The sequence below is a fragment of the Qipengyuania sp. JC766 genome, from assembly GCF_040717445.1.
Taxonomy (GTDB): domain Bacteria; phylum Pseudomonadota; class Alphaproteobacteria; order Sphingomonadales; family Sphingomonadaceae; genus JC766.
This window is the reverse complement of record NZ_JBFEFL010000001.1, coordinates 591,167-609,545: the sequence shown is the minus strand read 5'-3', so window position 1 is coordinate 609,545 and position 18,379 is coordinate 591,167. Positions and strand designations below refer to the sequence as shown.

The following is an 18,379-nucleotide window of genomic DNA, read 5'->3' as shown; positions in this document are numbered from 1 at the left end:
GTTCAGGCGGCCGGTCGACCGATCAGGCGCCCGAACACGTCGAGATCGCGAACGTCGATCCAGCCATATTCCCAGTTCGCGACATACACTGCGGTAAGAACCGCAGCGATGACGGTGGCCCGCAACGCGAGCCGGCCGCCGCGGAAATTGGCCGGCGCACTGTCAGCCTGCCCTTCGATCTTCCGGACGCCGGCCTCGTCCGCCGTCCTCACACCGAAGGGCAGTAACAGGAAGGCGACCATCGACCACATCAGGATGTAGATCGCCAGGATGGAAGTCCATGCCATAGCGCTACCCCGTCATCACCACGCGCACTTGCGGACGCTTGCCGCTCCAGCGCTGGGCCGCCCGCCTGACTGCGAGGCGGGTGGCTTCGGCCACATCGCTGCGCTCGCTCTTGCCCTTGAGGCGCTTGATCGCCTTGGCGACGTCCTCTTTCGCTTCCGCTTCAAACTCGGCGTAGTCTTCGTCCAGCGGCAGGCCGAGGGCTTCGATGGTGGGCTTGTTGCGCCCATCCAGTGACACGAAGATCGCGCCGTTATGGGCCAGCCTGCGACGCATGGCGATCGCCTCGCCATCGGCTGGTACGATCAGGTCGCCGTCGAGGACGAGCCGGCCTGTCTGGACTTCCGCCAGCTTCGCGGGCTTGCCCGGCGCAAGCCGCACGAGGTCGCCGTTCTTCTGCACCACGGCGTATCCGATACCCGTTCCGAGACCCAGCCTCGCCTGTTCCTGCATGTGGCGCATCTCGCCATGGACGGGAACGAGTATCTCTGGCTTCAGCCATCCGTACAGGGCCTCGAGTTCCGGGCGGCCCGGGTGGCCGGAAACGTGGATCATGCTCTGGCGGTCGGTAATCATCTCGATCCCCCGCGCGGCGAGCTGGTTCTGCATCTTGCCGATAGCGATCTCGTTTCCAGGGATCTGGCGACTGGAAAACAGCACGACGTCGCCTTGCGACAATTCGAGCGGATGATTGCCCTCGGCGATCCGGGACAGGGCCGCGCGCGGCTCGCCCTGCCCGCCGGTCGCGATGATCAGCACATCCCCACGCGGCAGACGCATGGCCGTGTCGAAATCAACCGGCTCGGGAAAGTCGGTCAGGTAGCCGTTGGCCTGCGAGACTTCGAGGATCCGGTCCAGCGACCGGCCCGCCACGCAGACCTTGCGTCCGGTGGCGCGCGCAACTTCGCCGAGCGTGTCCATCCGCGCGACATTGGATGCAAATGTGGTGACAAGCACCCGCTTGCCTTCGTGTTTCGAGACTTCTTCAAGCAAGCCGTCGCGCACGGCGCCTTCCGAACCGCTCGGCACCGGGTTGAAGACATTGGTGGAATCGCAGACCAGAGCGAGCACTCCGTCCCTGCCGATTGCTTCCAGTTCCTCCTGCGTGGTCGGTTCGCCGATGATCGGTTCGTCGTCCAGCTTCCAGTCGCCCGTATGGAAGACCCGACCCTGCGGCGTGTCGACCAGGACCGCATGACCTTCCGCGATGGAATGGGCCAGCGGAAGGTATGTTATCCCGAAGGGACCGATATCGAAGCGCTCGTTGTCGTCGATCTCGATTAGCCGGACACGGTCGGCGATGCCCGCCTCGGCAAGCTTGCGCCGCACGAGTTCGGCCGTGAACGGCGTGGCATAGAGCGGGACACCCAGTTCCTCGGCGAAATACGGGACGGCGCCGATATGGTCCTCGTGACCGTGCGTCAGCACAATGCCGACAAGGTCATCCGCCCGGTCCTCGATGAATTCCAGATCGGCAAAGACGAGATCGACGCCGGGATATTCGTTGCCCGAGAACGTCATTCCCAGATCGACCATGAGCCATTTGCCCTGGGTCCCGTATAGATTGACGTTCATGCCGATCTCCCCCGATCCGCCAAGGGCGAGGAAAAGGAGTTCGTCTTCGGGGGTACAATCTTTCTTCAACGCATCAGTCTTTCCGTGCTGCGCGGTCCGCCAGTATCTGGAGGCCGCGGATTGTCAGGTCGCGATCGACGACATCGAATATGTCGGTGTGCTCGTCGAACAGGACGGCAAGGCCGCCGGTCGCCACGACTTTCACCGGTCGCCCGATCTCTGCCCGCATCCGTTCGATCAACCCTTCCATCATCGCGACATAACCCCAGAATATGCCGATCAGCATCTGGTCTTCCGTGTTGCGACCGATGACGCTGCGCGTTTCGGGTGCCGCGATTGCGATCCGGGGGAGCTTCGCCGTCTTCCCCACCAGCGCATCGAGGCTCAGATTGATCCCGGGCGTGATGATCCCGCCCTTGTAGGTTCCGTTGAAATCGACCGCTTCGAATTTGGTCGCGGTACCGAAATCGACGACGATCATGTCACCGCCGACAAGTTTGCTGGCGGCGATGCAATTGAGAGCCCGGTCCGCGCCCAGCGAGCTCGGCTGCTCCACGTCGATCTCGAAGCCCCATGATGCCTTGCCCTGTCCTGCCACCAGCGGCGTAATACCGAGATATTCTTCGCACAGAACCGACAGGTTGTGGTCCGCGCGCGGCACGACCGAGCCGTAGATAACCTGGTCGATATCGGATCGCTCGATCCCGACCGTACCGAGCAATTGCAGCAGCCAGACCGCGTATTCGTCACCGGTGCGCCTGGCATCGGTGGCAATGCGCCAGCGCGCCTTGACCTCGTCACCGTCGAAAAGCGCGAAGACGAGATTGGTATTGCCGACATCGATCGCGAGCAGCATGTTGTTCTCCCCTCAGGCGAGTTCCAGATCGCCCGCATGGACGGTTTGAGTCGCACCGTCCGCCGTGCGGAGCAAGAGCGATCCGTCCTGCGAAAGTCCGGCAAAGCTTCCCGTGACCTTGTGGCCGTCCGCATCGTGCACGGCCAGCGCCGTCCCGACCGGATGCGCCGCGGCCAGCCAGCGCGACCGGATGGGTTCGAAGCCGTAGGATCGCCAGCGATCGAGTTCAGTCGCGAACTGCGCGGCGAATTCGCCGGCAAACCGGTCGCGATCCGGTGCCGGAGCGTGATCCGAAACCGCGGTGACGCGGCGCTCTCCCACGTCCGGAGCCGAGCGCAGGTTCACGCCTACGCCCACGACGACGGTCTGCCCCTCCCACTCCAGCAGGATGCCGGATACCTTGGCATTTTCGAGAAGCAGGTCGTTCGGCCATTTGAGCTTCAGCGAAGTCGTGCCGGGAAGGAAGCGCCTCAGCGTTTCATGGAGGGCAAGGCTGGCGACAAAGGTCAGGGTCGACGGTGCCGGATCCCCGGGCAGCAGTCTTGCGACCGTCGAACCCATGAAGTTGCCGGAATCGTCAAACCATTCGCGACCCTGCCGGCCCCGCCCGCGCGTCTGGCGATCGGCGACCAGCCATTCGCCTTCGACCAGGTGTTCGCCCGATCGGAGCCGGGCGAGCAGATCGGCATTGGTGGAGCCGGTTTCTGGAACTGTCCGGATCAACTGGAGACGAAGAGCGAGAGCGCCGTGTAATCCGCCCAGCTACCGAGCCAGCGGGTGAAGAGGAACGCCACCGGAGACACGACGAGCGTCGTGAGCGCGAGGACGATCCAGCGCGACAGCTGCGCCTTTCCGGACACCACGTTGGCAGGATCGTCGAAATACATGACCTTGACGACCTTCAGGTAGTAGAACGCGCCGATCACGCTCGCCGCGATGCCAAGCGCCGCCAGCAGGATCAGGTCGGCCTCGACCGCCGCTTGAAACACGACGAACTTGCTCCAGAACCCCATCATGGGCGGGATTCCGGCGAGGCTGAACATCATGATCGCGAGGCACAGCGCAATGCCCGGTCGCGAGGTCGAAAGCCCGGCAATCGACCGGAGTTCCTCGACCTGCGCGCCCTGCCCGTCGCGCAGCATCAGCACCGCCACGAAACTGCCCAGCGTCATGGCGACGTAGAAGGTCAGATAGACCAGCATCGCGCTTGCGCCTTCGACCGTTCCGGCAGCGAGACCGATCAGGATGAAGCCGACATTGTTGATCGAGCTGTAGGCCAGCAGGCGCTTCAGATTGTCCTGCCCGATGGCGCCGAGGGCACCGACGATGATCGACGCAAGAGCTGCGAAGATGACGATCTGGCGCCAAGCATCGATCTGGCCGCCGAAGGGCTCGAGCGCCATGCGCATGAGGATCGCTAGCGCCGCCACCTTGGGTGCAGTCGCGAAGAACATGGTCACCGGCGTCGGCGCGCCCTCGTAGACGTCCGGCGTCCACATGTGGAATGGGACGGCAGCAATCTTGAAGGCGAGACCCGCCAGTACGAACACGATCCCGAAAAGGAGGCCCGTGGTCATGTCGGCATCCACCGCCAGCGCAATGGCCTGGTAGGAGGTCGACCCGGCGAAACCGTAGACGAGGCTCATGCCGTATAGCAGGATCCCGGAAGCCAGAGCGCCGAGGACGAAGTATTTGAGGCCGGCTTCCGACGAACGGGCATCGTCGCGCGCGAAACTTGCGAGCACGTACGAGGCGAGGCTGCTGAGTTCCAGACCCAGATACAGCGTCATGAGATCCGTTGCCGAAGCCATGATCCCCATGCCGGTGGCATTCAGCAGGACGATGACGGCGTATTCGGGCCGATAGGTTCCGTTCGCTTCGAAGAAGCTCGGTGTGACGACCAGGCAGCCGATCGCGCCGAGGAAAATGAGAATCTTTGCGAATCCGGCGAACCCGTCCGCCCGGTAGATACCGCCGAATGCCGCACCGCCGTCCGCGACGGGGTTGAGCATGAAATGGCCCGCAATGACGGCCGCACCGACGAGCGCGGCCACCGACAGGATCGTGACGATCCGCGCCGAAGACTTGCCGACAAAGGCAGCGACCATCAGCAGCGCCATGGCGGCGACCGACAGGAGGATCTCCGGCATGGCGATGTGCAGGGAGACGTGAAGATCCATCAATGTTCGCCCTCACCGCCATGCGCGGCTTTTTCGTACGGTATGTAGTTGGCTGCCTCTTCGCGCGGGGTCCCCGGCGCCACCTTCGCATCGCCGGCCGGCTCGGCCGGGGCGAGGCGCGCGTCGAGTGCGGCAATATCCTGCCGCATCGGGGCAAGGAAGCTTTCCGGATAGACGCCCATCCAGAGAACGGCCGCCGCGATCGGCGTCAGCATGATCCATTCGCGCATGGTCAGATCCGGCATGGCGGCAGCATCGGCATTGCGCTGCGTTCCGAACGCCACGCGCCAGTAGAGATAGAGCATGTAGCCTGCGCCAAGGATGATCCCCGTGGTCAGGACGAAGGTCGCGAAGCTCGATACTTCGTAGACCCCGATCAGGCTCAGGAATTCGGCGACGAAGCCGCTGGTACCGGGCAATCCGATGCTGGCCATGGTGAACAGCAGAAAGAAGATCGCGTAATGCGGCATGTTGATCGCGAGGCCGCCGTACCGGTCGATCTCCCGCGTGTGGAGACGGTCGTAGATCACGCCGACGCACAGGAACAATGCGCCCGACACGAGCCCGTGGCTGAGCATCATGACCATCGCGCCTTCGAGGCCCTGCTGGTTGAAGGCGAACAGACCCGCCGTCACGATGCCCATATGGGCGACCGAACTGTAGGCGATCAGCTTCTTCATGTCGTGCTGGACCAGCGCGATCAGGCTGGTGATCACGACCGCGGCCATGCTGAGCCCCAGCACCAGCCAAAGGAATTGCGCGCTGGCATCGGGGAACATCGGGAGGCTGAACCGGATGAAGCCGTATCCGCCCATCTTCAGGAGAACGCCCGCGAGGATCACGGAGCCTGCCGTGGGTGCCTGGACGTGCGCATCGGGCAGCCAGGTATGCACCGGCCACATCGGCATCTTCACCGCGAAACTGGCAAAGAAGGCCAGCCACAGCCACTGCTGCGCATAGGGAGCGAAGTCGAACTGCATCAGCGTCGGGATGTCGGTAGTGCCGGCTTCGTTCGCCATCCACAGCATCGCGATCAGCATCAGGACCGAGCCGAGAAGCGTGTAGAGGAAGAACTTGTAGCTGGCGTAGATCCGGTTGTCCCCGCCCCAGATGCCGATGATGAGGTACATCGGGATGAGGCCGGCCTCGAAGAAAATGTAAAACAGGAACAGGTCCTGCGCGGCGAACACGCCGATCATCAGCAGTTCCATGAACAGGAACGCGGCCATGTATTCGCCCACGCGCGTCCTGATCGCGTCCCAGCTCGCCAAGATGCAGATCGGCATCAGGAACACGCTCAGCACGATCAGCATCAACGCGATGCCGTCGATCCCGAGTGCGTAGGAGAACCCGGCGAACAGCTCCGCCTTTTCTTGGAACTGCCACTGGGCCCCGCCGACATCGTAATTGGCCCACAGGACCAGGCCCAGGGCGAGATTGACCAGCGTGGCACCGAGCGCGATCAGCCTTGCCGCGCCCGCATTTGCGAACAGGCAGGCTACGGCCGCAACCAGCGGCACCAGCAGGAGGATCGAGAGGATCGGGAAGCCGTCCATCACATCAGGATCCAGGTGACCGCGGCGACCAGGCCGAGAAGCATGACGAGTGCATAGGTGTTGAGGAAACCGGATTGCAGGTACCGGGCACCGACCGTGCCCTTCGACACGATCCACGCCGCTCCGTTGGGACCGAAGCGGTCGATGATCCCGACGTCACCGATCTTCCAGAACTTGCGACCGATCCAGAAGGCAGGACGTACGAAGACGAGATTGTAGAGCTCGTCGAAGTACCATTTGTTGTAAAGGAAGGCGTGCAGGTAGCGGAACTGTTCCACGAACTTGCCCGGAATGCTGGTGTCGCGGATGTAGGCCATCCAGGCGATCAGGAGCCCGATCAGCATCACGATCGTGGCTGCCAGCTTGACCAGCAACGGCACCTCGTGAAGCTCGTGAATGAGCCCTTCGTTGAAGAAGATCGAACCGCCCCAGAATTCTGCGCTGTCCACGAACTGGTGGGTGAACAGCCACCCCGAGAAGACGGCACCGACCGTCAGCACGCCCAGCGGAATGAGCATAGATACCGGGCTTTCATGCGGGTGGTAGCCCGCCGTGCCGTCGTCTTCTTTTGGCGACGGGACGTGATGCGTTGCATCGTCCCCGGCATCTTCCTGGACCGGCGGGTTGTGCTCTTCCGGGTGGTCGTGACCGGCATGGACCGCGTGCTGGATATGCTCGCTGTCGGCCCAGCGCGGCTTGCCCCAGAAGGTCAGGAACATCAGGCGCCAGCTGTAGAAACTCGTCAGCAGCGCGGCAAAGGTGCCGACCCAGAATGCGAACTGGCCCATTTCCGTACCGCGACCGAAGGCGGCTTCGAGGATGGCGTCCTTGGAATGGAATCCGGCGAAGCCAGCGTGCAGCCAGTAAATGCCGACACCGGTGATGGCGAGCGTTCCGGCCATCATGCCCCAGAAGGTGAACGGGATGTGCTTCCGCAGATTGCCGTAATACCGCATGTCCTGCTCGTGGTGCATCGCGTGGATCACAGAGCCTGCCCCGAGGAACAGCAGCGCCTTGAAGAAGGCGTGAGTGAAGAGGTGGAACATGGCGACGCCGTAAGCGCCAACGCCGGCGGCGAAGAACATGTATCCCAGCTGCGAGCAGGTGGAATAGGCGATGACGCGCTTGATGTCCCACTGCGTGGTCCCCACGGTGGCGGCGAACAGGCAGGTCGCGGCGCCGATGAAGGTCACGATCGCCAGCGCGGTCGGCGCGGTCTCGAACATGGGCGAAAGGCGACACACCATGAAGACGCCGGCCGTGACCATCGTTGCGGCATGGATCAGTGCGGACACCGGCGTCGGGCCTTCCATCGCGTCCGGCAGCCATGTGTGCAGGCCGAGCTGCGCGGACTTGCCCATCGCGCCGATGAACAGGAGGATGCACAGGATATCCATGGTCATCAACCGCATGCCCATGAAGGTGATGCTGCTGCCGCTCATCGCCGGTGCTGCTTCCAGGATTGCGGGGATGGACACGGTGCCGAAAACCAGGAAGGTGCCGAAGATACCGAGCATGAAGCCCAGGTCACCCACACGGTTGACCACGAAGGCCTTGATAGCGGCGGCATTCGCGCTCGGCTTCTTGAACCAGAAGCCGATGAGCAGGTAGCTCGCGAGACCGACACCTTCCCAACCGAAGAACAACTGGACGAGGTTGTCGGCCGTAACTAGCATCAGCATGGCGAAGGTGAAGAGGCTGAGATAGCTGAAGAACCGGGCTTGGTCCGGATCCTCTTCCATGTAGCCCCAGCTGTAGAGATGGACGAGCGCGGATACGGTCGTAATGACGACCAGCATCACCGCCGTCAGCGTATCGACTCGCAAGCTCCATGCGAAGTCGAGCGAACCCGACTGGATCCACTGCATGACCGGGACGACGCCGGCTTCGGCCGTCCCGTTCACGAAACCGAGGAAGATCGGCCAGCTGAGCGCACAGGATACGAACAAGGCGCCGGTCGTGACGATCTTGGCGCCGAGTGCGCCGATGAAATGCCGTCCGAACCCGCCGACGATCGCGGCGAGCAGCGGCAGGAAGACGATGAGGAGGATCGACTGCACCTGCCTTAACCCTTCATCTGGCTGACGTCGTCCACCGCGATGGTGCCACGATTGCGGAAGAAGATGACCAGGATGGCCAGGCCGATCGCTGCTTCGGCGGCGGCGACGGTCAGGACGAACATCGCGAAGACCTGCCCGGTCAGATCACCGAGGAAGGAACTGAACGCGACGAGGTTGATGTTCACCGACAGCAGGATCAGCTCGATCGCCATCAGGATGACGATCACGTTCTTGCGGTTGAGGAATATCCCCAGCACGCCCAGCACGAACAGCATGGCACTGACGACAATGTAGTGTTCGACGCCGATCACAGTTCGACCCCCTGCCCGATCTCGGGCGATTTCATGACAGTCGCGTCCTCGGGACGGCGGGCGTTCTGGCGAGCGATGTTCTGGTGCGCGCGGCGCGACTTGCGCGGGCGATGGGTCAGTACAATCGCGCCGATCATGGCGACCAGCAGCACGAGGCCGGCCAGTTCGAAAAGCAGGATGTACGGGCCATAGAGCAGCGCACCGAGGTTCTCGGTATTGCTCAGCCCCGCCTGCACGGCCGCATCGCCGCTTGGCGTACCCAGATCGATGGCACCCGCCCGGTAAGCGCCGATGCCGAGCACCAGCTCGGCCAGCAGCACGAGCGCGATCGCGATGCCCAGCGGAAAGTTCTTCACGAAGCCCGCCCGCAATTCGGCGAAATCGATGTCCAGCATCATGACGACGAACAGGAACAGCACCGCGACGGCGCCGACATAGACGACCACCAGCAGGACCGCGATGAACTCCGCCCCGGCGAGGACCATCAGCCCTGCGGCGTTGAAGAAAGCCAGGATCAGCCAGAGCACGCTGTGCACGGGATTGCGCGCCATGATCACCATGACGGCACTGGCAATGACGATTGCCGCGAACAGGTAGAAGGCGATGGCCTGGATCATGATGCCCCGGAAAGAATTGCGCGCCGCCTAGCGATACGGCGCATCGGCTTCAAGGTTCGCGGCGATGGCCCGCTCCCACTTGTCCCCGTTGGCCAGTAGTTTCGCCTTGTCGTACAGTAGCTCTTCACGCGTTTCGGTTGCGTATTCGAAATTCGGACCCTCGACGATCGCATCCACCGGGCAGGCTTCCTGGCAGAAGCCGCAATAGATGCACTTCGTCATGTCGATGTCGTAGCGCGTGGTGCGGCGGCTGCCGTCCTCGCGTGGTTCGGAATCGATCGTGATCGCCTGCGCCGGGCAAATCGCCTCGCACAGCTTGCACGCGATGCAGCGCTCCTCGCCATTGGGATAGCGGCGCAGGGCGTGCTCGCCCCGAAAGCGCGGCGAGATCGGGTTCTTCTCGTACGGGTAGTTGATCGTCACCTTGGGCTTGAAGAAATACTTCAACGTGAGGGCGTGCGCCTTCACGAACTCCCACAAGGTGAACGATTTGACGAGTTGGGCGACGGTCATGCGTAGTGCCCCGTGAATACCAGATAGCCGGAAATGACGATGACGAAGATCAGGCTCAGCGGCAGGAATATCTTCCAGCCAAGCCGCATCAGCTGGTCGTAGCGGTAACGCGGAACGGTCGCCATGACCCAGCTGAACATGAAGAAGAAGAAGAAGGTCTTCAGCAGAAACCAGACGATCCCCGGCACCCAATAGAGCGGCGCCCAGTCCACCGGCGGCAGCCACCCGCCGAAGAACAGCAGCGTGTTGAGGCTGCACATCAGCAGGATGTTGGCATACTCGCCCAGCCAGAACAGCGCGAAGCTCATCGAGCTGTATTCGGTTTGGTAGCCCGCGACGAGCTCGCTTTCCGCTTCGGTCAGGTCGAACGGCACGCGCTGCGTTTCCGCAAGCGAGCTGATGAAGAACACCACCCACATCGGAAACAGCAGGATGTTGAACACGTAGGCGTTGACCACACCCAGGCCATGGCCGCGCTGCGCCTCGACTATTTCCGTCAGGTTGAAGGTCCCCGCCCAAAGGACGACGCAAACCAGAATGAAGCCGATCGAGACTTCGTAGCTGATCATCTGCGCCGCGGCGCGCATGGCGGAGAAGAACGGGTACTTCGAGTTAGAAGCCCAACCGCTCATCACGACGCCGTAAACCGACAGCGAACTGATGGCGAGGATGTACAACAGACCAACATTGATGTCCGCCAGAACCACGCCCGCATCGAACGGGATCACCGCCCATGCCGCCAGCGCGACAGTGAAGGTAATGATCGGCGCGAGCAGGAAGATGCCCTTGTTCGCGGCCGAAGGGATGATCGTTTCCTGCAGGAAGACCTTAAGCCCGTCGGCAAAGCTCTGCAGCAGGCCGAAGGGGCCCACCACGTTGGGCCCCCGGCGCAGGTTGATCGCGGCCCAGACCTTGCGGTCCACGTAAATGATCATCGCGACCGCCAGCATCAGCGGCAGCGCGATCAGCAGGATCCCCGCGAACGTCGCGATGGTCCAGGAGGCCTCGTAATTAAGGCCCAGAGATTGGAAGAACCCCGTCACGGCTGGCTTTCGTCCTTCGGTGCCTCGTCCGCCTGCCGACGGGCATCACGCGCCTTGCGCGCCTCTTCCTGCTTCATGAAGGCTTCGTTCTGCCAGCCATTGGCAGCGTTGGACTTGTGCGGATTACGCTCGCGGAAAGCGCGGTAGACGGCATAGCCGCCGGCGCCGACCATGGCGAGTGCGAGTACGGGAGTAGCCATTATTCTGCAGCCTCCAGCCTTGAGGTTTTCATTGCAAACAGCAGGGCGGCGAAAGCAAACGGCAGGGATGCCGCGCCAAGGCCAGCGGAAAACGCCCCAACCACCGAGTTAATTCTCATAAACGCGACGTTGTCGGCTGCTTGCGATACCGCGCCGAAGACGTCCGAAGAAGTGACGAGGACCGACCAGGCGGCCTGAATGAACACGATGATGGAGATCACGAACAGGATCGCAGACGCCTTGGTCATGCAGAAGCGATAGAAACTCATTCTGCAGCCTCCTGCAATTCGGGTCCGAGCAGTTCGGCGCTGCACTGCTGCATGGTCGCGCTGGCCCGGGCGATGGGGTTGGTCAGATAGAAATCGGCGATCGGGTAATGCGAGATCGTTCCGTCCGCCTTCGCGCCGCCATCCGCTTTCGGCAGCGCGCCATAATCGGCAAGGCTTTCTTCGCCAAGTGCCGGGACCTGCGAAATCATCGCCGCCTGCAGCTCCGCGAAGCTGTCGAAACCGACCGAAACGCCCAGCGCATCGGCAAGCGCGCGGATGATCGTCCAGTCCTCGCGTGCGTCACCCGGCGCGAAGACGGCTTTTTCCGCGAACTGCACGCGCCCCTCGGTGTTGACGTAGGTCCCGTCCTTCTCCGCGAAGCTGGCTGCCGGCAGGACGACGTCGGCCGCGTGGGCTCCGCGGTCGCCGTGGTGGCCGATATAGACCTTGAGGCTGCCTTCGAAGGGGGCATAGTCCATTTCGTCCGCCCCGAGGGAGAGCAGCACCTTGGGCTTTGCGGAAACGATGTCCGCCATCCCGCCCTTCTGCGCGAAGCCGAGCATGAGCCCGCCCATCCGCGCCGCGGACATGTGCAGCACGTTGAAACCGTTCCACCCGTCCTTCACGAGGCCGAACTTGTCGACCAGCTTCCGTGCGGGGCCGAGCGCGCCCTGCGCCAGCGCGGCACCGCCGAGAATGACGGCCGGGCGCTCTGCATCCTTCATCGCATCGCCCAGTTCCTTGGGGATGCGATTAAGGAACTTGAGGTCCTCGCCCAGCCAGGTCACTGGATAGGTCGGATCCCATTCCGGTCCGGCGACGAAGATCTTCGCGCCGCGCTTTGCCGCCTTGCGCAGGCGCACATTCACCAGCGGCGCCTCGTGCCGGATCTGGCTACCCAGAATCAGGATTGCGTCGGCCGTCTCGATCCCGGCGAGCGTCGAATTGAAATTGACGGCGGCCAGGCTGGACACGTCATAGTCCATGCCGGTCTGCCGGCCTTCGAGCATATCAGAGCCCAGCGCGCCCAGCAGGCTCTTCGCCGCGAACATCGTCTCGCAATCGACGAGGTCGCCCGCGACGGCCGCGATGCTGTTCCCCGGCTTCGCGTCGGCGATAAGACCGAACGCCTCGTCCCAGCTCGCCGGCTGCAACTTGCCTTCGCGCCGAACGAAGACCCGGTCGAGCCTCCGTCGCATCAGGCCGTCGACCTGGTAGCGGCCCTTGTCGCTGACCCATTCCTCGTTCACGTCGTCATTGATGCGCGGCAGGGCGCGCATGACTTCACGGCCCTTGGAGTACAGCGTGATGTTCGCACCCACGGCGTCGGACACGTCGATGCTGAGCGTCTTCTTCAGCTCCCAGGGGCGTGCCTCGAATGCGTAGGGCCGGCTGGTGAGCGCGCCGACCGGGCAGAGGTCGATGACGTTTGCCGAAAGCTCGTGCTCCGCCGCCTGCTCCAAATAGGTCGTGATCTGCATGTCCTCGCCGCGATACAGCGCGCCGATCTCGTCAACGCCGGCGATCTCCTCGGAGAAACGCACGCAGCGGGTGCAGTGGATGCAGCGGGTCATGATCGTCTTGATCAGCGGGCCCATGTACTTCTCGGTCACCGCACGCTTGTTCATCTCGTAACGCGTGCCGCCGCGGCCGTAGGCCATCGCCTGGTCCTGCAGGTCGCATTCGCCGCCCTGGTCGCAGATCGGGCAGTCGAGCGGGTGATTGATCAGGAGGAATTCCATCACGCCTTCGCGCGCGGTCTTCACCATCTGGGTATCGGTGCGGATTTCCTGCCCCTCGGTCGCCGGCAGCGCACAGGACGCCTGCGGCTTTGGCGGCCCGGGCTTCACTTCGACCAGGCACATGCGGCAATTGCCGGCAATGCTGAGCCGCTCGTGGTAGCAGAAACGCGGAATTTCCTTCCCCGCCATCTCGCACGCCTGCAGCACGGTCGCCCCGTCGGGTGCGTCGATTTCCTGTCCGTCTACGGTAACCTTAGGCATTGTTCACATCGTCCTTGACCCGCACCTGGCGCGCCAGAAGAATTAGAGTAGCGGCAAGGATCAGCGGACCGAGGCCGCGAACCACGTAATTAATCGCGGTAATCTCGCCATCGGCAAGTTCGGGATAAAGGCCGACAAGGATAAAGAACCCTACCGCCAAATTGACCGCAGCTGCAATGTACCCGATCAATGCCTTGTTTTCGGAAGTCATTCCGCTGCCTCCGCGAACTGCGCGTTATGCTCGGCGATCCGACGTTCCAGCTCGGGGCGGAAATGTCGGATAAGGCCCTGAATGGGCCAGGCGGCCGCATCGCCCAGCGCGCAGATGGTGTGGCCTTCGACCTGCTTGGTGACCTGCTGCAGCATGTCGATCTCTTCGATCGCGGCATCGCCTTCGCGCAGGCGTTCCATCATGCGCCACATCCACCCGGTGCCTTCGCGACAAGGGGTGCACTGGCCGCAGCTTTCGTGCTTGTAGAAATAGCTGATGCGCGAAATCGCGCGGACGATATCGGTGGACTTGTCCATCACGATGACCGCCGCCGTGCCGAGACCGGAACCCAGTTCCTTCAACCCGTCGAAGTCCATGGGACAGTCCATGATCTGCTCGGCCGGGACCAGCGGAACCGAGGAACCGCCGGGAATCACGGCCAGCAGGTTGTCCCACCCGCCGGTGATGCCGCCGCAATGCTTCTCGATCAGTTCGCGGAACGGGATGCTCATCGCTTCCTCGACCACGCAGGGCTTTTCGACATGACCGCTGATCTGGAACAGCTTGGTACCCGCATTGCCCTCGCGTCCGAACGAGCTGAACCAGCTCGCGCCGCGCCGCAGGATGGTCGGCACCACGGCGATGCTCTCGACATTGTTGACCGTGGTCGGGCAGCCGTAAAGACCGGCACCGGCCGGGAACGGCGGCTTGAGGCGCGGCTGGCCTTTCTTGCCTTCCAGGCTCTCGATCATCGCGGTTTCTTCGCCGCAGATATAGGCGCCCGCCCCGCGATGCAGGAACACGTCGAAATCGTAGCCGGACTTCGACGCATCCTTGCCGATCAGCCCGGCATCGTATGCCTCGTCGATCGCGGCCTGCAGCGTTTCCGCCTCGCGGATGTATTCGCCGCGAATGTAGATGTAGGCGGCGCGCGCGCGCATCGCGAAGCCCGCGATCAAAGCGCCTTCGATCAGCTTGTGCGGATCGTGCCGGATGATTTCGCGGTCCTTGCACGATCCGGGTTCGGATTCGTCCGCGTTGATGACCAGGAAGCTCGGCCGGCCGTCCTTGGACTCCTTCGGCATGAAGGACCACTTGAGGCCGGTCGGGAAACCCGCCCCGCCGCGCCCGCGCAGGCCGCTGGCCTTCATCTCGTCGATGATGGCATCCTGCCCGCGCCCGATCAGCGCCTTGGTATCGTCCCAGTCGCCACGGGCTTGCGCGGCCTTCAGGCCCCAGTCCTGGAACCCGTAGACGTTGGTGAAGATGCGATCCTTGTCAGCCAGCATCCTGGTCCCCCGTAGGTGTGCGCGAGAGAAGCAACGCGGAAAGGAGCAGCGTAATTCCTCCGAAAATCATGAGTCCGTCGCCCAGCCGGTCCTTGTGAAAAACGATCAGGGCACCGCCGACCACGAAGGACAGGCTGCCGATCGCCACGCCGATGCGCGAGAACTTGCGAAGCCGCAGGATGTTCATGCCATTCCTGCGCTCGACAGGAACCAGATCGCCGCGACGACGATCAGGGCGATGGCGCCGAATTTCACCAGTCCCATCAGCACTTTCCACGCGATGAAGATGAGTACGAGGGCGACGATGATGGTGACGATATCCATCAGCTATCCTCCGGTCCGCCCTTCTTGGTGCCCTGCCCTGCGCTGAGCGCGAGGAACACCGATCCGAGCGCGAGGAACGTCGCGCCGAGCGAACCGCGGTCGGCGAGAAAATATCCGCCGGCGGCGACGAAGAACAGCACGCCCGCTGCGATGAAAAGGACGCGGCCATTCTTCACCATTCGCTCCGGTAGTCATGGTTCGCGTCGACCATGTCCTTGAGCGTAGTCGGCCCGCCCAGCGGCTCGCTGGTATGGCGCCCGGGCTCCTGCGTCCCTTCCTTGGGCTGCTCGCCCGCGGCCAGCGCGTCGAGCACGGCGTCGAGGCGTTCGGGCGTCAGGTCCTCGTAATTGCCGTCGTTGATCTGGACCATCGGCGCGGTGGCGCAATTGCCCATGCACTCGACTTCGGTGAGGGTCCACAGGCCGTCTTCCGAGACCACGCCCTTCTTCATCCCGCGCTTGCGGCAAGTCTCGAACAGCGCGTCCGAGCCGCGCAGCATGCAGGGCGTCGTGCCGCATACCTGCACATGATACTTCCCGACCGGGGTCAGGTTGTACATCATGTAAAAGGTCGCGACCTCGAGCACGCGGATCACCGGCATATCGATATAGTCGGCCACGTATTCCATCACCGGCAGCGGCAGCCAGCCCTGCGTATCGGTTTCCTGGCCGACCTGCCGCTGGGCAAGGTCGAGCAGCGGCATGACGGCCGATTTCTGGCGCCCTTCCGGATAGCGCGCAATGGCCCTGTCGGCCTTCGCCTTGGTGTCGGCATCGAACTGCCAGTCACCCCAGCGGGCGCGCAGTTCGGGAGTATCGGGAGCGGGAGCGCGGTCAGCCATTATCGGCCTCCCGCGAATTTGTCGCGCCCAACTTCAGGAACGCGGGGATCGCGAAGATCACCATTACTGCGACGGTCGAGTACGCGTAGGAGCCGGCGTTCAGAATGCCTGCAACGAACAGTGCGAAGAGCACGAGAAGTAACACGACCTCGATCCATAACAGTTTGCTAAGTCGGTTCACCGGTCACACTCCCCAAACACCACGTCGATCGCGCCGAGGATGGCGGTCGCGTCGGGCAGCATGTGCCCCTTGCACATCATGTCCATCGCCTGGAGATGACTGAAGGCGGTCGGGCGAATCTTGCAGCGGTAAGGCTTGTTGCTGCCGTCGCTGACAAGATAGACGCCGAACTCGCCCTTGGGGCTTTCGGTGGCGACATAGACTTCGCCTGCGGGTACGTGGAAGCCTTCGGTGTAGAGCTTGAAGTGGTGGATCAGCGCTTCCATCGACTGCTTCATCGGACCGCGCTTCGGCGGCACGACCTTGGCATCGGTGCTGGCGACCGGCCCTTGCGGCATCTGCGCCAGGCACTGCTTGATGATCTTCGCGCTTTCGTAGACTTCCTTCACCCGCACCACGAACCGGTCGTAGCAGTCGGAATTCGTGCCCACCGGGATTTCGAACTCCATCCGGTCGTACACGTCGTAGGGCTGGCTCTTGCGCAGGTCCCACGCGATGCCGGCGGCACGGATCATCGGGCCGGAGAAGCCCCAGGCGATCGCGTCGTCGCGGCTCACATGGGCGATGTCGACATTGCGCTGCTTGAAGATGCGGTTGTCGAGCACGAGGCTCATCGCGTCGCCGAACAGTTCGGGCAGGCGATTGTCGATCCATTCGCCGATATCGACAAGCAGCTTTTCCGGCACGTCCTGGTGGACGCCGCCGGGGCGGAACCACGCGGCGTGCATACGCGCGCCGGATGCGCGCTCGAAGAAGTTCATGCAGTCTTCGCGCAGCTCGAACACCCACAGATTGGGCGTCATCGCGCCCACGTCCATCACGTGCGCGCCGATATTGAGCATGTGGTTGCAGATGCGGGTCAGCTCCGCGAACAGCACGCGCAGGTACTGGCCGCGCTCCGGAACCTCGAGGTTGAGCAGCTTCTCGATCGCGAGGACGTAGCTGTGTTCCTGGCACAAGGGGCTGCAGTAATCGAGCCGGTCGAAATAGGGCAGCGCCTGCAGGTAGGTCTTCTGCTCGATCAGCTTCTCGGTCCCGCGATGGAGCAGGCCGACATGCGGATCGACGCGTTCGATCACTTCGCCGTCGAGCTCCATCACCATGCGCAGCACGCCGTGCGCTGCAGGGTGCTGGGGCCCGAAATTGATCGTGTAGTTGGAAATGACCTCGTCGCCGGTGGTCGGCGATTCTTCCAGCTGAAGGCTCATTCGCCGTCCTCCCGCTTTTCATCGGGCCGGGTCGCGGCCTTGGTGTCGGTGGTGCTGCCTTCGCGCTCCGCGCGGTCGGGCTCGTCCTCGGTCGGCGCCGGCGCATCGGGCGCCTCGACCCCGGAATCCTCTTCGGCCGGTGCACCCTCGCTCACCTTTTCGGCAGCTTCCTTGTCGGTCTTCGCACCGGCTCCGGTATCGGACGTCTTTTCAGTCGTCTTCGGATCGTCGACCGGCGGCGTATCGGCCTTCTCGTCGCCCGGGAGCACGTAATCCGCGCCCTCCCACGGGCTCATGAAGTCGAATGTACGCATGTCCTGCGCCAGCTCGACAGGCTCGTACACCACGCGCTTCTCGTCTTCCGAGTAGCGCAGCTCGGTGTAGCCGGTCATCGGGAAGTCCTTGCGGAAAGGATGCCCTTCGAAGCCATAGTCGGTCAGGATGCGGCGCAGGTCCGTGTTGCCTTCGAACAGCACGCCGTACATGTCGAAGACCTCGCGTTCCAGCCAGCCGGCACTGGGCCACAGCTCGGTCGCGGTCGGAACCGGGGTCGATTCCGTGGCCGTGCACTTGACCATCACGCGATGGTTCTTCGTCAGGCTGAGCAGCATGTAGACGATCTCGAACCGCTCCGGACGATCGGGATAGTCCGCCCCGGCAATCTCCATCAGCTGCTGGTAGCCATGCTCGTCGCGCAGCAGGCGAAGGACCGTGTCGATGCTCTCGCGCTTCACGCGCAGCAGGATCTCGCCGTGCTCCTCGTGCGCGTCGACGAGATGCTCGCCGACAGCGCCGGACAGCGTTTCGCGCACGCCGTCATTGGACGCAAATCGCGGGGCCGAGTGAAGGACTGCCAT

At 63.1% G+C, this 18,379-nt stretch carries 23 protein-coding genes; all 23 read right to left on the bottom strand.

All coding sequences use genetic code 11. The features are described 5' to 3' along the window. Positions 1 to 2: 2 nt before the first annotated feature. Genes AB1K63_RS03000 through AB1K63_RS02890 form a run of 23 tightly spaced genes read right to left on the bottom strand, consistent with a single transcriptional unit; the run spans position 3 to position 18,379 of the window. On the bottom strand, positions 3 to 287 hold the full coding sequence (locus AB1K63_RS03000; RefSeq protein ID WP_366958450.1) for a DUF1467 family protein: 285 nt from the start codon (positions 285 to 287) through the stop codon (positions 3 to 5). Positions 288 to 291: 4 nt separating this feature from the next. After that, positions 292 to 1,929 (bottom strand): ribonuclease J, encoded by a 1,638-nt coding sequence (locus AB1K63_RS02995; RefSeq protein ID WP_366958448.1) that lies wholly within the window; start codon positions 1,927 to 1,929, stop codon positions 292 to 294. Between the two features lie 4 nt (positions 1,930 to 1,933). Further along, complete coding sequence (locus AB1K63_RS02990) at positions 1,934 to 2,716, bottom strand: type III pantothenate kinase (protein WP_366958447.1); 783 nt, start codon at positions 2,714 to 2,716, stop codon at positions 1,934 to 1,936. Between the two features lie 12 nt (positions 2,717 to 2,728). Further along, a complete protein-coding gene (locus AB1K63_RS02985) occupies positions 2,729 to 3,439 on the bottom strand; it encodes a biotin--[acetyl-CoA-carboxylase] ligase (RefSeq protein ID WP_366958445.1) in 711 nt (236 codons plus the stop codon). Beyond that, positions 3,436 to 4,896, bottom strand: a complete 1,461-nt coding sequence (nuoN, locus tag AB1K63_RS02980) for an NADH-quinone oxidoreductase subunit NuoN (RefSeq protein WP_366958444.1) — start codon at positions 4,894 to 4,896, stop codon at positions 3,436 to 3,438. The genes AB1K63_RS02985 and nuoN overlap by 4 nt, the downstream gene beginning before the upstream one ends. Next, positions 4,896 to 6,452, bottom strand: coding sequence for an NADH-quinone oxidoreductase subunit M (locus tag AB1K63_RS02975; protein WP_366958443.1), 1,557 nt, complete (start codon positions 6,450 to 6,452; stop codon positions 4,896 to 4,898). The genes nuoN and AB1K63_RS02975 overlap by 1 nt, the downstream gene beginning before the upstream one ends. Then, on the bottom strand, positions 6,452 to 8,512 hold the full coding sequence (gene nuoL, locus AB1K63_RS02970; protein ID WP_366958442.1) for an NADH-quinone oxidoreductase subunit L: 2,061 nt from the start codon (positions 8,510 to 8,512) through the stop codon (positions 6,452 to 6,454). The genes AB1K63_RS02975 and nuoL overlap by 1 nt, the downstream gene beginning before the upstream one ends. A gap of 5 nt (positions 8,513 to 8,517) precedes the next feature. Further along, positions 8,518 to 8,823, bottom strand: coding sequence for an NADH-quinone oxidoreductase subunit NuoK (gene nuoK / locus AB1K63_RS02965; protein ID WP_366958441.1), 306 nt, complete (start codon positions 8,821 to 8,823; stop codon positions 8,518 to 8,520). Further along, positions 8,820 to 9,440 (bottom strand): NADH-quinone oxidoreductase subunit J, encoded by a 621-nt coding sequence (locus AB1K63_RS02960; protein ID WP_366958440.1) that lies wholly within the window; start codon positions 9,438 to 9,440, stop codon positions 8,820 to 8,822. The genes nuoK and AB1K63_RS02960 overlap by 4 nt, the downstream gene beginning before the upstream one ends. A gap of 27 nt (positions 9,441 to 9,467) precedes the next feature. After that, positions 9,468 to 9,953 (bottom strand): NADH-quinone oxidoreductase subunit NuoI, encoded by a 486-nt coding sequence (nuoI, locus tag AB1K63_RS02955; RefSeq protein ID WP_366958439.1) that lies wholly within the window; start codon positions 9,951 to 9,953, stop codon positions 9,468 to 9,470. Next, on the bottom strand, positions 9,950 to 10,996 hold the full coding sequence (nuoH, locus tag AB1K63_RS02950) for an NADH-quinone oxidoreductase subunit NuoH (protein WP_366958438.1): 1,047 nt from the start codon (positions 10,994 to 10,996) through the stop codon (positions 9,950 to 9,952). Before nuoH ends, nuoI begins: the two co-directional genes overlap by 4 nt. After that, the gene (locus AB1K63_RS02945) at positions 10,993 to 11,196 is read right to left on the bottom strand and encodes a hypothetical protein (protein ID WP_366958437.1); all 204 of its coding nucleotides are present in this window, start codon (positions 11,194 to 11,196) and stop codon (positions 10,993 to 10,995) included. Before AB1K63_RS02945 ends, nuoH begins: the two co-directional genes overlap by 4 nt. Continuing rightward, positions 11,196 to 11,465 (bottom strand): hypothetical protein, encoded by a 270-nt coding sequence (locus tag AB1K63_RS02940; protein WP_366958436.1) that lies wholly within the window; start codon positions 11,463 to 11,465, stop codon positions 11,196 to 11,198. Before AB1K63_RS02940 ends, AB1K63_RS02945 begins: the two co-directional genes overlap by 1 nt. After that, positions 11,462 to 13,468: an NADH-quinone oxidoreductase subunit NuoG gene (nuoG, locus tag AB1K63_RS02935; RefSeq protein ID WP_366958435.1), complete on the bottom strand. Its 2,007-nt coding sequence runs from the start codon at positions 13,466 to 13,468 to the stop codon at positions 11,462 to 11,464. Before nuoG ends, AB1K63_RS02940 begins: the two co-directional genes overlap by 4 nt. Continuing rightward, positions 13,461 to 13,679: a hypothetical protein gene (locus tag AB1K63_RS02930; RefSeq protein WP_366958434.1), complete on the bottom strand. Its 219-nt coding sequence runs from the start codon at positions 13,677 to 13,679 to the stop codon at positions 13,461 to 13,463. Before AB1K63_RS02930 ends, nuoG begins: the two co-directional genes overlap by 8 nt. Continuing rightward, positions 13,676 to 14,968, bottom strand: coding sequence for an NADH-quinone oxidoreductase subunit NuoF (nuoF, locus tag AB1K63_RS02925; RefSeq protein ID WP_366958433.1), 1,293 nt, complete (start codon positions 14,966 to 14,968; stop codon positions 13,676 to 13,678). Before nuoF ends, AB1K63_RS02930 begins: the two co-directional genes overlap by 4 nt. Beyond that, positions 14,958 to 15,155 (bottom strand): hypothetical protein, encoded by a 198-nt coding sequence (locus tag AB1K63_RS02920; RefSeq protein ID WP_366958432.1) that lies wholly within the window; start codon positions 15,153 to 15,155, stop codon positions 14,958 to 14,960. The genes nuoF and AB1K63_RS02920 overlap by 11 nt, the downstream gene beginning before the upstream one ends. Then, positions 15,152 to 15,292, bottom strand: a complete 141-nt coding sequence (locus AB1K63_RS02915) for a hypothetical protein (protein WP_366958431.1) — start codon at positions 15,290 to 15,292, stop codon at positions 15,152 to 15,154. The genes AB1K63_RS02920 and AB1K63_RS02915 overlap by 4 nt, the downstream gene beginning before the upstream one ends. Further along, the gene (locus AB1K63_RS02910) at positions 15,292 to 15,471 is read right to left on the bottom strand and encodes a hypothetical protein (protein ID WP_366958430.1); all 180 of its coding nucleotides are present in this window, start codon (positions 15,469 to 15,471) and stop codon (positions 15,292 to 15,294) included. Before AB1K63_RS02910 ends, AB1K63_RS02915 begins: the two co-directional genes overlap by 1 nt. After that, positions 15,465 to 16,133, bottom strand: coding sequence for an NAD(P)H-dependent oxidoreductase subunit E (locus tag AB1K63_RS02905; protein ID WP_366958429.1), 669 nt, complete (start codon positions 16,131 to 16,133; stop codon positions 15,465 to 15,467). The genes AB1K63_RS02910 and AB1K63_RS02905 overlap by 7 nt, the downstream gene beginning before the upstream one ends. After that, positions 16,126 to 16,278 (bottom strand): hypothetical protein, encoded by a 153-nt coding sequence (locus AB1K63_RS02900; RefSeq protein WP_366958428.1) that lies wholly within the window; start codon positions 16,276 to 16,278, stop codon positions 16,126 to 16,128. The genes AB1K63_RS02905 and AB1K63_RS02900 overlap by 8 nt, the downstream gene beginning before the upstream one ends. A gap of 32 nt (positions 16,279 to 16,310) precedes the next feature. After that, entirely contained in the window at positions 16,311 to 17,522 is a 1,212-nt protein-coding gene (locus AB1K63_RS02895; RefSeq protein WP_366958427.1) for an NADH-quinone oxidoreductase subunit D, read from the bottom strand. Then, the gene (locus AB1K63_RS02890) at positions 17,519 to 18,379 is read right to left on the bottom strand and encodes an NADH-quinone oxidoreductase subunit C (RefSeq protein ID WP_366958426.1); all 861 of its coding nucleotides are present in this window, start codon (positions 18,377 to 18,379) and stop codon (positions 17,519 to 17,521) included. The genes AB1K63_RS02895 and AB1K63_RS02890 overlap by 4 nt, the downstream gene beginning before the upstream one ends.